The organism is Rhizobium sp. BR 362, assembly GCF_036528765.1.
GTDB lineage: Bacteria > Pseudomonadota > Alphaproteobacteria > Rhizobiales > Rhizobiaceae > Rhizobium.
In genome coordinates this window covers 51,366-64,514 of record NZ_JARWGH010000027.1, presented here as the reverse complement: position 1 = coordinate 64,514, position 13,149 = coordinate 51,366, and the positions used below count along the sequence as shown (strand labels likewise).

Genomic DNA, 13,149 nt, shown 5'->3' with positions numbered 1-13,149 from the left:
CCAAGCAGCTTCACGGCCATCGCTATGCCCGCTTCCGAAGTCTCACCCGCGTCGCCTGCCAATGCCTGCTTGCCGCCGCCGCCCAAAACATCAAGAAGATCACCATGGCGCTCACCAAAGCACCCAAACCAGCCATGACATGAAGGCCAAGGCTACAAACTTCGCCCTGCCTCACAACCAAACTTGAAACAACCAACCCTCCAAAAACAAAACCCGCCGAAAATATCGACGGGTTTGTCAGCGGTCTGAACGGCGCCGTAGGGCGCCGTCTTGAAGCAGTCTGCTCTGTCCGTTGCGGTCAACGGCCGTTGCAATTAACGGAAAGAGCGGGAAGCGATATTGCGGATTTCGTAGCGGCTAACGCCGATATCCGACAGGGTCTGGCTGGAAAGGTTGCCGAGCTCATTCAGGGTGCGGCGATAGCTGATCCAGTTCTTGGCGATGCGAATCGGGTTCATTGTTCTGTCCTCAGTCATTCAGGTTGCGAGCGGCACGATTGCCGCCTCAGCGCTTAGCTTCTATATAGGTGCGAGGACGAATATTTTGCAGTGCAAATAAAATGCGTCTGCTATGCATTTGTGCAATATGACGCCCAAAAAGCCATCAATGCCCAAAATTTATCTGGCATGTCCAAGGCGAATGGCTTGAAGCCGTTCAGTCGGTGCTGCAGGCGCAGACAACGCTAAAAGAACATTGCCAAAAAAGAACGCCCGCCGCGGTTGTCCGCAACGGGCGTTGTGAAGGCTGTCGCTATTTAGCGAAGCCAATCCGGTAATTAGAGGCCGGTGGCTTCGCGAGCTACGCGACGAATGTCCGAACGATCGATACCGAGGTCGTGCAGTTCGCGGGTGCTCATGCGGCCGAGTTCGGTAACGGTCTGACGATACTTGCGCCAATTATTGAAAGAGCGGGTCAGGTTCATTTTGAATCACTTTCGAGGGTTTTAAGATCTCGCCGGCGCCGTGATTGGTTCCGTCCTTGATCTGTTGAGCGCGAATATATGCTGCACTGCAAGAAGTAAAAGCGCGAATGCTTCATGCCACCTATGCGTATGACGCAACTCAGTATGATGATTTGGTTAAAGGAGTGGCTGCTTTATGTGCACATGACCGTTGAATGAAGGCGGGCACTCGGTCGGATTGTTGGCCGAGCTCGTGCGTTCCTGCTCAAATCATGGGTTATTGCTCAGTACTGCAAGCCGTTAATCGCAATTCATACCATTTCTGGAGGTCTGCGGAATGGAGGGTTGCCAGCATTTGGGCGCGCGAAAAATCTCGCCGCCGCATTCTCAGCGCTCTTCCACTGCCCAGCAGAAGAAGCGGAGCCGGTTGCGTCTACCGATTCGCATTAGAGCTAACTAATGTCCTTGAAAGAAAAAATAACGCCCACCGCGGGAGGAGGATGCGGTGGGCGTCATTTGTGGTGATTGACGACTGGGAGGAGGAGTGTCGTCAATCCATCGGGCCGCACTGGGAGGAGGAGTATGCGGCTCCGAATTCTGTATCAGGAATTCATCCTCAGGCTCTTTCCGGCTTTCGCCGAAGCGACGCGCCACCGCCGTCCTTCGATGCTTATAAAATAGTATGACTTTTGGTTTTTGTGCAGCGCAATAATTTCATAGGAGGTATGCCGACTGCGCATACCTTGGGGCGGCATCGATACGGCAAACGGTAAGTGTAGGGAGCGAAGCCTTAACCTCGCATTAACGCCGTGCGACTTTCTGGAAAACTCGGCTTGATTTGAGACATGAAAGAGCGAGCTCGAACGTCCTCGATATGTGGTAAGACACTCTGGGATAGGGGGTTGCTGTCGGAGGCGCGTTATGTACCGGGCTAGGCTGGAGCGTGATCTAAGTATCTGGATCGACAAGGGGCTGGTCGACGCGCCGGCAGCGGCGGCGATTCTCAGTGAATACGACAGCCGACCTGCAAGCTTCAGCCTCGGCCGTGCGCTTGCCGTGATGGCGGCGTTGTTGGTCGGTGTTGCGATCCTGCTTTTCGTCGCGTCGAATTGGGAGGCGATTCCAAGGATCATCAGGTTTTTCGGGCTTATAGTGCTGATCTGGGCCTTTTATCTCGGCGCCGCCTATTCATTCGCGCGTGGGCACTCGATCCTCGGCTCGGCGGTGCTGATTCTCGGCACGATGAGTTTCGGCGGCGCCATGTCGCTGGTCGGTCAGATGTATAATCTCTCCGGCGACGAGCTGACGATGATGATCGTCTGGTTTGCGGTCGCTTGCGTTGCCGCCGCATTGTTCCGGTCGAGCGGGCAGGTCGCTCTGGCGGGGTTCCTGGCCTGGGGTTTTTGCGGCTTTTATCTTTGGGATCATTATGACCAGTGGTACGGCATCATGCCCTGGGCGCCGCCTGTCATGGCGGCCGCGCTGATTGCTCTTGTTCGCTACGTCGACGCCCCGGGGTCCCGGCATTTAGCCTATCTGATGCTTGTCGGCTGGCTGACATGGATTTTTGCGCAGTATGAAAGCCTGCATGCGGCTGTCCTACTGACAGCAGCCGGCATGATTGCCTTTTTGGCCGTCAGCCTGCCGGTTTCACCCCTGACACAGATCGCACGGACCGCCGGCGCGGCGCCGGCGTTCTATGCCTTCCTCATTGTTGCCATCGGGCTCGTCGCAATCCATGGAGAGATCAGCGGTGGGGCTTTAGAGAATAATATCTGGGTTGAAAACAAGCTGCCTCTCATCGTGATCGCCTTCGTCACGCTCGCAAGCGCGGTCGTTGCGATCGCTCTAAGTGGCCGCGATAACGGTGCCGTGCGCTATCTCGCCTATGTCGTCTTTGCCTGGGAAATCCTCTATCTCGCGAACGAGACTGTCGGTTCGATCATCGGGACATCGGGCTTCTTCCTGATCTGCGGCATCCTAGTCGCAATCGCCGCCTGGCTGGTCATTCGCCTTGAGCGGCGATTTTCCCATCATGACGGTCCCCGGAGCGATAGGCAGGAGGCACAGGCATGACAATGACAGCCGAGGCCGGCACAATTATGCGGAATTTCCGCCGCCGCATGTGGATCGCCGCCATCATTGTCGCCGCACTGCAGACGGCGGTTCTTGGCTATATGGTCGGCGAACGGGCTTGGGGCCTGAGGAACGGCGTCGAAGTGCTGTTGAAAACCGCGCCGATCGATCCCCGCGATTTGCTGCGCGGCGACTACGTGACACTGAACTACGATATTTCCCGGGTGCCGGTATCGACTTTGATCGACGGCACGCCGACGGACAGTCGGAAAAATCAGATTCTATCCGTCCGCCTGAAGAAACAGGATGACGACTATTGGGGCATCATCGAATCGTCCTTTGGAACGTTGGAACCGAAACCGGATACGGTCGTTCTCAAAACCCTGCCTTTCGACTATTTTTCTTATGGCGATAGCGCGCCGTCTCCGCAGGCTACGATCCCCGTCACATACGGCATCGAGCGCTACTATGTGCCTGAAGGGGCCGGCCGCACCATCGAGGATGCACGCAATCACGACCGGGTCGCGATTGCAGCCCGCGTCTCCGCGGATGGCGAGGCGCATATCAGAAGCCTGCTGCTCGATGGCAAATCCGTCTACGAAGAGCCGCTTTACTGACAAGGTTTCCGCAGAAAACCAAACAAGGTCCGAGGACAGTCGTCGAACCGTCATTTTTCCTTTGCGTGGTTTAAAACGGGTGATATAGAGACGCCGCGCTCCGGAAGGCCTCATGGGCAGGCATTGCCGTATGGTTTTGGGAACGCGGGTATGGTGAAATTGGTAGACACGCCAGATTTAGGTTCTGGTGCCGCAAGGCGTGGGAGTTCAAGTCTCTCTACCCGCACCAAGGCTGCCTTGTGGACGGGAGAGGCTGAAGGGCCTGTCTCCTGACCCGCTGTTGGACGCGCCATTTTGCCTAGAGCATCCCGCTTTCTAGTGGAAAGTGGACAAGATGCCCTAGATTCCGAGAGGGTGAGCGACCTTTTGCGCGTTCGTTCGAACGCGCGGCGCTCTGGCAAAATGATAAGGAATTGCATCCAAGCCACGCTCGGGATTTTCCGGCGTCGTGCTCATTGAAACGAACGGCTGTCTGGGCACGGCCGCCATGAATGAAGGTAGGACAATGCAGGTTATCGAAACGCTCGCTGAAGGGCTGAAGCGCGAAATCAAGGTGGTCATCCCGGCCAAGGACATGGAAGTTCGCATGAACGAGCGTCTGGCCGAGGTCAAGGACAAGGTCCGTATCAACGGTTTCCGTCCGGGCAAGGTGCCGGTTGCGCATCTGAAGAAGGTCTACGGCAAGTCGATCATGGCCGACCTCGTCAACGAGATCGTTCGTGACCAGCCACCGGCCATCCTGACCGAGCGCGGCGAAAAGTCGGCGACCCAGCCGGAAATCGCCATGACCGAGGACAAGGACGAGGCTGAAAAGATCCTCGCCGCTCAGGCCGATTTCGAGTTCACGCTTTCCTATGAAGTTATCCCGGCAATCGAACTGAAGTCCGTCAAGGGCATCAAGGTTACCCGCGAAGTCGCCGAAATCGGCGAGGACGAAGTCACCGAACAGATCCTGAAGATCGCCGAAAGCGCCCGCAGCTACGAGACGAAGAAGGGCAAGGCCGCCAACGGCGACCGCGTCACGATCGATTACCTCGGCAAGGTCGATGGCGAAGCCTTCGAGGGCGGCAAGGACGAAGACGCTCAGCTCGTCCTCGGCTCCAACCGCTTCATTCCGGGCTTCGAAGAGCAGCTCGTGGGCTTCAAGGCTGGCGACGAAAAGACCATCACCGTGACGTTCCCGGCCGATTACCCTGCCAAGAACCTTGCTGGCAAGGAAGCCACCTTCGATATCAACGTGAAGGAAGTTGCAGCCCCCGGCGATATCGAAATCAACGACGAACTCGCCTCCAAGCTCGGCATCGAATCCGCTGATCGCCTGAAGGAAATCGTCCGGGGCCAGATCGAAAGCCAGTACGGCTCCGTCACCCGCCAGAAGGTCAAGCGTCAGATCCTCGACCAGCTCGACGAAATGTACCAGTTCGACACCCCACAGAAGCTGGTTGACGCCGAATTCGCCAGCATCTGGCGCCAGATCCAGACTGATCTCGATGAATCCGGCAAGACCTTCGAAGACGAAGACACGACGGAAGAAAAGGCACGCGAAGAGTATCGCAAGCTCGCCGAGCGCCGCGTTCGCCTCGGCCTCGTTCTCTCGGAGATCGGCGAAAAGGCCGGCGTCGAAGTGAGCGAAGACGAAATGCAGCGCGCTCTCTATGCGCAGCTCCAGCAGTTCCCGGGCCAGGAAAAGGAAATCCTGAACTTCTTCCGCAACACGCCCGGCGCTTCCGCCAACCTGCGCGCCCCGATCTTCGAAGAAAAGGTCATTGACCACCTGCTGACCGAAGTCGACGTCACCGACAAGACCGTTTCCAAGGAAGCGCTGCTGGCTGACGACGAAGCCGAAACGGAAGACAAGCCGGCTGCCAAGAAGGCTGCACCGAAGAAGAAGGCTGCTGCCAAGGCTGAAACAACAGAAGCTGCCGCCGAAGGCGAAGAAGCTGCTGCTCCAAAGAAGAAGGCCGCTCCGAAGAAGAAGGCTGCTGAAGACAGCGCCGAATAATTCGGCTCTCTTCCATAATGAAATCAGGCCCTGCCGTTCGCGGCGGGGTTTTTTGTTTGAGGAATATCGAGGGGCCATCCTCGCTCTTGGAGGCTCCGCCTACGGCTACGCGCCTCCATCACGCCACCCATTTTAACGTACAAGGATGAGGCGGAGCTAGCGCGGTAGTTGACGGAGTTTGATTCGCGTGCAGAAGATTAGCCCTCATGGTGAGGAGGCCCGAAGGGCCGTCTCGAACCACGAGGGCGGATGTGGCGACGGACCACCCGCAGTCCCTCAAATCTCCGACTTTATGTCGCCCATGCGGTTCCACGCATCGAGGCCCGCGATTTTGTAGGCCTCGGCGAGCGTCGGATAATTGAAGGTGTTTTCGACGAAATATTCGACCGTGCCTTTGAGGTTCAATACCGCCTGGCCGATATGGACGAGTTCGGTCGCGCCTTCGCCGACGATGTGGACTCCGAGCAGGCGGCGGGTCTTCAGCGAGAAGATCATCTTCAAGAGGCCGGTATCAAGGCCCATGATGTGGCCGCGGGACGTCTCGCGGAAGCGGGCGATGCCGCATTCGTAGGGAATATGGCGTTCCTTAACCTCTTCCTCTGAAAGGCCGCAGGTGGAGATTTCCGGCACGGCATAGATGCCGTAGGGGAAGTATTTCGGCGGCTCCTTGGCGATGGCGCCGACGGCGACGCGGGCAGCGATGCGACCCTGCTCCATCGAGGTCGAAGCGAGGCTCGGAAAACCGACGACGTCGCCGGCCGCGAAGATATGCGGAACGCTGGTGGCAAAAGTTTCCGGATTGACACTGAGGCGACCGCGGTTGTCCGCCTCGAGCCCGGCGGCGGCCAGATTGAGCGTATCGGTAGCTCCCATGCGGCCGGCCGCAAACAGCACCATATCGGTGACGATATGGCGTCCATTATCCAGCAGCAGTTCCACCTTGCCGTCCTGCCGGATGACCTTTTCGGCCTTTTGCCCCAGCAGCAGCTTCATGTTGCGGTCACGTAGCTGATAGATGAAATCCTCGACGATTTCCTTGTCGATGAAGTCGAGCATCGTCGATTTCGGATCGATCAGCGTCACCTGCGTGTCGAGCGCACTGAAGATCGTCGCATATTCGATGCCGATGACGCCGGCGCCGATGACGACCATCGAACGCGGCAGATCCTCGATCTCCAGCAACTCGTCGCTGTCGAGAACGGTCTTGCCGTCGAAGGGCATGTAGTCCGGACGGAAGGGCTTGGTGCCGACGGCGAGCAGGATGCTGGCGCCGCTCACATGCAGCACTTCGCCGTCGTCCTTGACGACCTGCAGGGTCTGCGGATCGACGAAGCTCGCCTTGCCGCGCATGTGCTGCACACGATTGCGGGCGAACTGATGCTCCAGCACTTCGACTTCATGATCGAGAGTAATCAACAGGCGGCGGCGCAAGTCTGCAGCGCTGATCTCCTGTTTGACGCGATAGGCGCGGCCGTAGAAGCCGCGCTCGCGCCAGCCGGAGAGATTGAGCGCGGTTTCACGCAGCGTCTTCGACGGAATGGTGCCGGTATGGACCGAAACACCGCCGACACGCTTCCCCTGTTCGATGACCAGCACGCGCTTGCCGAGCTTGGCGGCCTGAATGGCGCCCCTGCGGCCTGCGGGGCCGCTGCCCACGACTATGAGATCGAATCGGTCCATCGGAAGCCTCGGGTGATTGGAATTATGGAATCAATGTCGCAACGCAACATGCTGGCCGTCAACCGGTAGCTGCTCAATGTTACAGATTATCTAACAGGAAAGATCAGGAGCTGGAAAGGCCAAGCCAAGGCTCGAGCTTTTCAAAAGTACGGTCCATGGCATAGGCGTGGGTAAAGGAAAGCGGCAGATGTCCGTAGATGATCGACATCTGGCTTTCCGCGGCCGCTTCGCCGGTTTTGGCGATGGCAGCAAGATAGAGGGCCGAGGCAAGCCCCGTTCGATCCGCCCCGGCCTGACAATGGATCAGCAAAGGCTTCGGCGCATCGCGCATGATCTCGACGAGTTGGGCTGCTTGCTGCTGGGTCAACTCGCGGCCGGACGACATGCGGAAATCGATATGATTGATGTTGAGTTCCTTCGCCTGGGCGACTTCGTGGTCGTACCAGGACCGACCACTATTGTCGCCGCGCAGGTTGATGATGGTCTTGATACCGTATTGCTTCTGCAGTTCGGCGATGGTCGCCGGCGACGGCTGAGAAGAGCGGTAGACCTCGCCGGCGATGACGGAATGGAAATTCGTTGTCCACAGCATATGGGCGTAGAAACCGCCGGCAATCAGCGCAAAGGGAGTAAATGCAAAAAGAACACCACGGCCGATGCGGCGCAAACGATGAGAAAGCGGCGATGACCTCTTCGGCATGTAGTCTCCGGATGCGCTACACTTCAGACGGATAAGACGTAAACAAAACAAGCGCTTCCGCCGGCAGACACGCCGATCTGGATGCGTTGCCGTTCTGTCAGATCATCCTGACAAATACCTGAAATGCTGAGGAGAGGTCCGAGGCTGGAAACGATCGATGCTTCAGAGCATTACTGATGCCGAGCAATATAACAAAAGCAAAGCATTACGTGGATATTCTAACGTTTTAATGTATCCGAAGGGTGCGATTCAGACCAGCCGCAGTGCTCTGAAGCTGACATGGCCGTTCTTGCCGATGATAATATGATCGTGAACGGTGATGCCCAAAGGGCTGGCCGTGTCGATGATCGTCTTCGTCATATCGATATCGGCGCGCGAGGGAGTGGGGTCACCGGAAGGGTGATTGTGGACGAGAATCACCGCGGTGGCTGACACTTCGAGCGCTCGTCTGACCACTTCGCGCGGATAGACCGGCGTATGGTCGACCGTGCCTAAACCCTGCACCTCGTCGGCGATCAGGGCATTGCGCTTGTCGAGAAACAGGATGCGAAACTGTTCGCGCGTCTCGTGCGCCATGGCTGTGTGGCAGTAGTCGATCAAAGCTTTCCAGGAAGAGAGCACCGGCTTGCCGGCCAGCTCGCTTTTCAGCATGCGCTGTGCAACGCTCGCCACCAGTTTCAGATCCAGCGCCACGGCTTCGCCGACCCCGCTGATCTCCTGCAGCAGATTGGCCGGCGCGCCGAACACGCCACCAAGCGTGCCGAAGCGGGCAAGCAGCGCCTTGGCGATAGGCTTGGTGTCGCGGCGCGGAATCAGCCGAAACAGCAGGAGTTCCAAAATTTCGTAATCGGCAAGCGCCCCATCGCCGCCATCGCGATAGCGATTGCGCAGCCTTTCGCGGTGCCCGTGATAATGGGCTTCGGCATTGGTTGGCGTGCTCGGCGGTTTTGCCGGTTTGTCGCGCAGCGCGGCCTTGGCGGGTTGATGGGCGAAAAACAGTCGCTCGTCGAAAAGGGATGCGTCTTCAAGACCATCCACCCCGCCGTTATCGACGGGCACGTCACCATGTCCGGAGGAGGAAGCCGGCCGCTTCGCCATGTATTATCCCTGCAACGGCGGCAGGCCGGGACGATCGAGACCGCCAGGCGACAGGGTGAAGATCTCGCAGCCCGTGGCGGTAACGCCGACGGTGTGCTCGTACTGCGCAGACAGCGAACGGTCGCGCGTGACCGCCGTCCAGCCGTCGCCAAGCACTTTCACATGCGGTCGCCCGAGGTTGATCATCGGCTCGATGGTGAAGATCATGCCTTCGCGCAGTTCCGGCCCCTCGCTGGCGCGGCCGTAATGCAGGATGTTCGGTGAATCATGAAAGAGGCTGCCGACGCCGTGGCCGCAGAAGTCCCGGACGACGGAGCAGCGCTCCGCTTCGGCATAGGCCTGGATCGCTTCGCCTATGGCACCCGTCCGAGCGCCGGGACGCACGGCGGCAATTCCGCGCATCAGCGATTCATAGGTCACTTCCAGCAGCCGCTCCGCCGAGCGCTTGATTTCGCCGACCGGATACATGCGGCTGGAATCACCATGCCAGCCATCGAGCACATAGGTCACGTCGATATTGACGATATCGCCGTCGCGCAGCGGCTTGTCGTTCGGAATGCCGTGGCAGACGACGTGATTGATCGACGTGCAGGAAGATTTCATGTAGCCGCGATAATTCAGCGTCGCCGGGTAGGCGCCGTGATCCATGCCGAATTCGAAGACGAAGCGGTCGATGACATCGGTCGGCACGCCAGGTCCGACGATCCCAGCAAGTTCGTCGAGGCAGCGGGCGGTCAACTGGCATGCCTTGCGCATTCCTGCGAAAGCATCCGTGCCGTAGAGGCGGATGGCGCCTGTATTTTTCGACGGCGCCGTTGCCGCTTCGATGTAATTCACCATGATCAGCCTTCAGCAGAAATCTTTATACTGGTATTTAATGCAGCTATGCCGGGTTCGTCTATCGGGATCAACCCAGCGGGCGTTATTTCCGTCGGTGAAACCTTGCATTTGACAGCATAGACTTCAACGCCGCGCTTCAGAGCTCGCTCGAACGCCACGGCATAAACGGTATCGAGATCGCCACAGACGCGAAAGCGATGGCAGTCGTGGCGCTGGATCACGAACAGCATGACGGCCCTGTATCCTGCCTCCGCCATATCGCCGAGTTCTTCCAGGTGCTTGGCGCCGCGAGCTGTCACCGTATCGGGAAACTCGGCAAGGCCCGGCTGGCGCATGAAATGCACATTCTTGACTTCGACATAGGTGGTTGTCCTCAGAGGGTCGGTCAAGAGCAGGTCGATGCGCGAATTGCGGCCATAATTTTGCTCGCGCCGGACGGTCGTGTAATCGCCGAGGTCGGAAATCTGGTGCAAAGCGATCGCCTCTGCCGCCAGCCGGTTCGGCATGGCGGTGTTGACTCCGACAATGGTGCCATCGGCTTCGATCATTTCGAAGACGTGACGATATTTACGCTTCGGACTTTCATGTTCGGAAAGCCAGATGCGCGAACCCGGCGTCGTCAGGCCTTGCATCGAGCCGGTGTTCGGGCAGGAGCCGGTGATGATCTCGCCGCTTTCCAGCTCGGCATCGAAGAGAAAGCGTTTATAGCGGGCGATCAGCCGCGCGGGGACGAGGGGTGGGTTGAACAGCATGGAGATCGCCGCTTAGGCGCGCTCCATGACGAAGCTGCCGGGGGCTTCCTCGATGGCGTTCAGCGCTGCGCCGCCGGGCTTGCGGGCGGGAACCATGCGGCTGTCGTTGCTTTTGACCCATTCGAGCCAATGCGGCCACCAGGAGCCCGGCGTCTCCTTCGCTTCGCTCAGCCATTGGTCATAGTCGCCCTTGACCGCGCCACCCGTCCAGAACTGGTATTTGTGCTTGTCCGGCGGGTTGACGACGCCGGCGATATGACCGGATCCGGTCACCACGAATTCCACCGGCCCGCCGAAGAACTGGCTGCCAATGAAGACGGATTTCGCCGGCGCAATGTGATCCTCGCGCGTTGCCAGATTATAGACGGGTATCTTGACGTCCTTCAGCGACAGCTTTTTGCCGGCGAGCACCATCTTGCCCTGGCTCAAAGCGTTGTCGAGATAGCAATTGCGCAGATAAAACGAATGGTTGGCGGCGGCCATTCGCGTGGAATCGGCATTCCAGAACAGGAGATCGAAGGGCAAGGGTTCCTGGCCCTTCAGATAGCTGTTGACGAAGTAGGGCCAGATCAGCTCCGAGGCGCGCAACATGTTGAACGCCGTCGCCATTTTCGAGCCCTCGAGGTAGCCGACCGCTTTCATCTGCTCTTCCAGCGCGGAGATCTGCTCTTCATCGACGAAGACCTTGAGGTCGCCGGCAAAGGTGAAATCGACCTGCGTGGTCAGAAAGGTCACGGTCTTGATGCGCTTATTCTTTTCCTTGGCGTGCAAAGCGAGCGTTGCCGCCAGCAGCGTGCCGCCGACGCAATAACCGACGGCGTTGACCTCCTTCTCGCCGGTTGCTTTTTCGATCGTCGCCAGCGCGAAATCGATGCCTTCGCGGGCATAGGACGTCCAATCCTTGGCTGCGTGGCGCTTATCCGGGTTCACCCAGGAAATGACGAAGACGGTATGCCCCTGTCCGACACACCATTTGATGAAGGATTTCTGCGGGTTGAGATCGAGAATGTAGAATTTGTTGATCCAGGGCGGGCAGATCAGCAACGGCCTCTTCAGCACCTTGTCCGTCGCTGCCTCGTATTGAATGACCTGGCAGACTTCGCTCTGGGCGATCACTTTGCCGGGTGTCAGTGCCATGTCCCGCCCGACGGCAAATTTCGTCATGTCCGTCTGGCGCAAGCGCAATTCGCCGTGACCGGCGCTGATATCCTCGGCAAACATCTTCATTCCGCGCACGAGGTTCTCGGCATTCGAAGCGACGGTTTCGCGGTAGAGCTGCGGATTGGTGGCAACGAAATTGGTCGGCGACAGCGCCGCGGTGATCTGCTTGGTGTAGAAGGAGGCCTTGTGGCGCGTGTGCTCGTCCAGTCCTTCGGCATCGGTAACCAGCTTGTCTGCCCAACCGGCGGTCAGGAGATAGGTTTGGCGCAGGAAATCAAAGAAAGGATTTTTCTGCCAATCCTCGTCGGCGAAGCGCTTGTCCTTGATCGGTTCGGGTTCAGGCGCGGCGGACGAATCGCCGCTGAGGCGCTGCATGGTTTTCGTCCATAGACCGAAATAGCCGGATAGCAGATTGGTCTGTGCCTCCAATGTCCGGCGCGGATCGGAAAGCCAATATTCGCTCACCTTGGAAAGCGTCTTGACTACGTCGGTCATCGGATCGGCGACTGTGTCGACCTTCTCGCCGCGCTCGCGTGGAGCAAGCCAGGCGGAAGCAGCCTTGCCGAGATTTTCCAGCGCGCGGGCAAAGTTTACGGCCATCGCCTCCGGATCTTTGACGATGTAAGGCTCGACCGACTTCGGGTCGAAGCCGGGAAAGGTGCCGTTGCCTTCACTGTTGTCCCGCTTGCTGTCGGTCACGCATCATCCTCCCGGCGGCAGCTCACTTTTGTTTTCTATTTGTACATCTTGCAGGAAAAGGAATACAAGTCGAATGAAACGCAACCCTGCTCTTGCTTTGCCGCTGCGACAAATTTAACAGTCGCAACCCACGGCTAGAAATAGAGCAGGACGACAATATGGGCGGCGGCATGGTGGCAAGACTCAACCGGTATTCCGTACTCTGTGGCGCTTTGTGCGGCATTCTCGCACTGGCGCTTGCCGGCTGCACGACGCCTGAGGAAAAGGCGGCCTTTGCCAAGAGCAAGCAGGCTCCACAGGCTGTCGTCGTCAAGTCCGCTGAAGGCAAACCGGTGGATGAAGGCAACACGCAGCAGCACTACAAGGATGGTTATCCCTCCTTCAATGCTCCCCCGACGGCGGCCAATGTCCAGATCAACGACCAGCAGGCGGCCGATATCGGCAAGCAACTGACAGCGCTCGGCGCGCAGCGCAAATCCGGCGCGATTTCCGAGGCCGAATATCAGAAACGTGTGGCGGACATGCGCAAGCTCGCGGCCGAACACGGCCAGGATACGCTGTCGCAGATTAAGCAGCAGAGCGCCGAGCCAAGCCAGACCCCGGCGCCGACTGAGAATTAGCCT

At 58.3% G+C, this 13,149-nt stretch carries 12 protein-coding genes and 1 tRNA gene; 5 read left to right on the top strand and 8 right to left on the bottom strand.

The window, feature by feature from the left end; translation table 11 throughout:
* Positions 1–314: 314 nt before the first annotated feature.
* Together QDY28_RS23940 and QDY28_RS23935 are read right to left on the bottom strand one after the other, a co-directional pair.
* A complete protein-coding gene (locus QDY28_RS23940; RefSeq protein ID WP_007690982.1) occupies positions 315–458 on the bottom strand; it encodes a DUF1127 domain-containing protein in 144 nt (47 codons plus the stop codon).
* Between the two features lie 317 nt (positions 459–775).
* Positions 776–922, bottom strand: a complete 147-nt coding sequence (locus tag QDY28_RS23935; protein ID WP_331384051.1) for a DUF1127 domain-containing protein — start codon at positions 920–922, stop codon at positions 776–778.
* Positions 923–1,822: 900 nt separating this feature from the next.
* Here QDY28_RS23935 and QDY28_RS23930 point away from each other — a divergent pair.
* From QDY28_RS23930 to tig, 4 genes are all read left to right on the top strand, one after another.
* Positions 1,823–2,977, top strand: a complete 1,155-nt coding sequence (locus tag QDY28_RS23930) for a DUF2157 domain-containing protein (RefSeq protein WP_331384050.1) — start codon at positions 1,823–1,825, stop codon at positions 2,975–2,977.
* 2 nt (positions 2,978–2,979) lie between these two features.
* On the top strand, positions 2,980–3,594 hold the full coding sequence (locus QDY28_RS23925) for a GDYXXLXY domain-containing protein (RefSeq protein ID WP_442967577.1): 615 nt from the start codon (positions 2,980–2,982) through the stop codon (positions 3,592–3,594).
* 144 nt (positions 3,595–3,738) lie between these two features.
* Positions 3,739–3,823 (top strand) — tRNA-Leu (locus QDY28_RS23920).
* A gap of 276 nt (positions 3,824–4,099) precedes the next feature.
* Complete coding sequence (tig, locus tag QDY28_RS23915) at positions 4,100–5,596, top strand: trigger factor (RefSeq protein WP_331384048.1); 1,497 nt, start codon at positions 4,100–4,102, stop codon at positions 5,594–5,596.
* Positions 5,597–5,872: 276 nt separating this feature from the next.
* On the opposite strand, the gene sthA is transcribed toward tig, so the two are convergent.
* From sthA to phaC, 6 genes are all read right to left on the bottom strand, one after another.
* Positions 5,873–7,276 carry a Si-specific NAD(P)(+) transhydrogenase gene (gene sthA / locus QDY28_RS23910; protein WP_331384047.1) on the bottom strand — a complete coding sequence of 468 codons (1,404 nt, stop codon included), beginning with the start codon at positions 7,274–7,276 and terminating at the stop codon, positions 5,873–5,875.
* A gap of 103 nt (positions 7,277–7,379) precedes the next feature.
* On the bottom strand, positions 7,380–7,976 hold the full coding sequence (locus QDY28_RS23905; protein ID WP_331384046.1) for a dual specificity protein phosphatase family protein: 597 nt from the start codon (positions 7,974–7,976) through the stop codon (positions 7,380–7,382).
* 249 nt (positions 7,977–8,225) lie between these two features.
* Entirely contained in the window at positions 8,226–9,074 is an 849-nt protein-coding gene (radC, locus tag QDY28_RS23900; protein WP_331384045.1) for a RadC family protein, read from the bottom strand.
* A 3-nt stretch (positions 9,075–9,077) separates the two neighbouring features.
* Positions 9,078–9,914, bottom strand: a complete 837-nt coding sequence (gene map, locus QDY28_RS23895) for a type I methionyl aminopeptidase (RefSeq protein WP_331384044.1) — start codon at positions 9,912–9,914, stop codon at positions 9,078–9,080.
* A 2-nt stretch (positions 9,915–9,916) separates the two neighbouring features.
* A complete protein-coding gene (gene sfsA / locus QDY28_RS23890) occupies positions 9,917–10,666 on the bottom strand; it encodes a DNA/RNA nuclease SfsA (protein ID WP_331384043.1) in 750 nt (249 codons plus the stop codon).
* Positions 10,667–10,678: 12 nt separating this feature from the next.
* Entirely contained in the window at positions 10,679–12,526 is a 1,848-nt protein-coding gene (phaC, locus tag QDY28_RS23885; protein ID WP_331384042.1) for a class I poly(R)-hydroxyalkanoic acid synthase, read from the bottom strand.
* A 158-nt stretch (positions 12,527–12,684) separates the two neighbouring features.
* Between phaC and QDY28_RS23880 the strand changes: the two genes are divergently transcribed.
* Complete coding sequence (locus QDY28_RS23880) at positions 12,685–13,146, top strand: hypothetical protein (RefSeq protein WP_331384041.1); 462 nt, start codon at positions 12,685–12,687, stop codon at positions 13,144–13,146.
* The last annotated feature ends 3 nt before the right edge of the window (positions 13,147–13,149 follow it).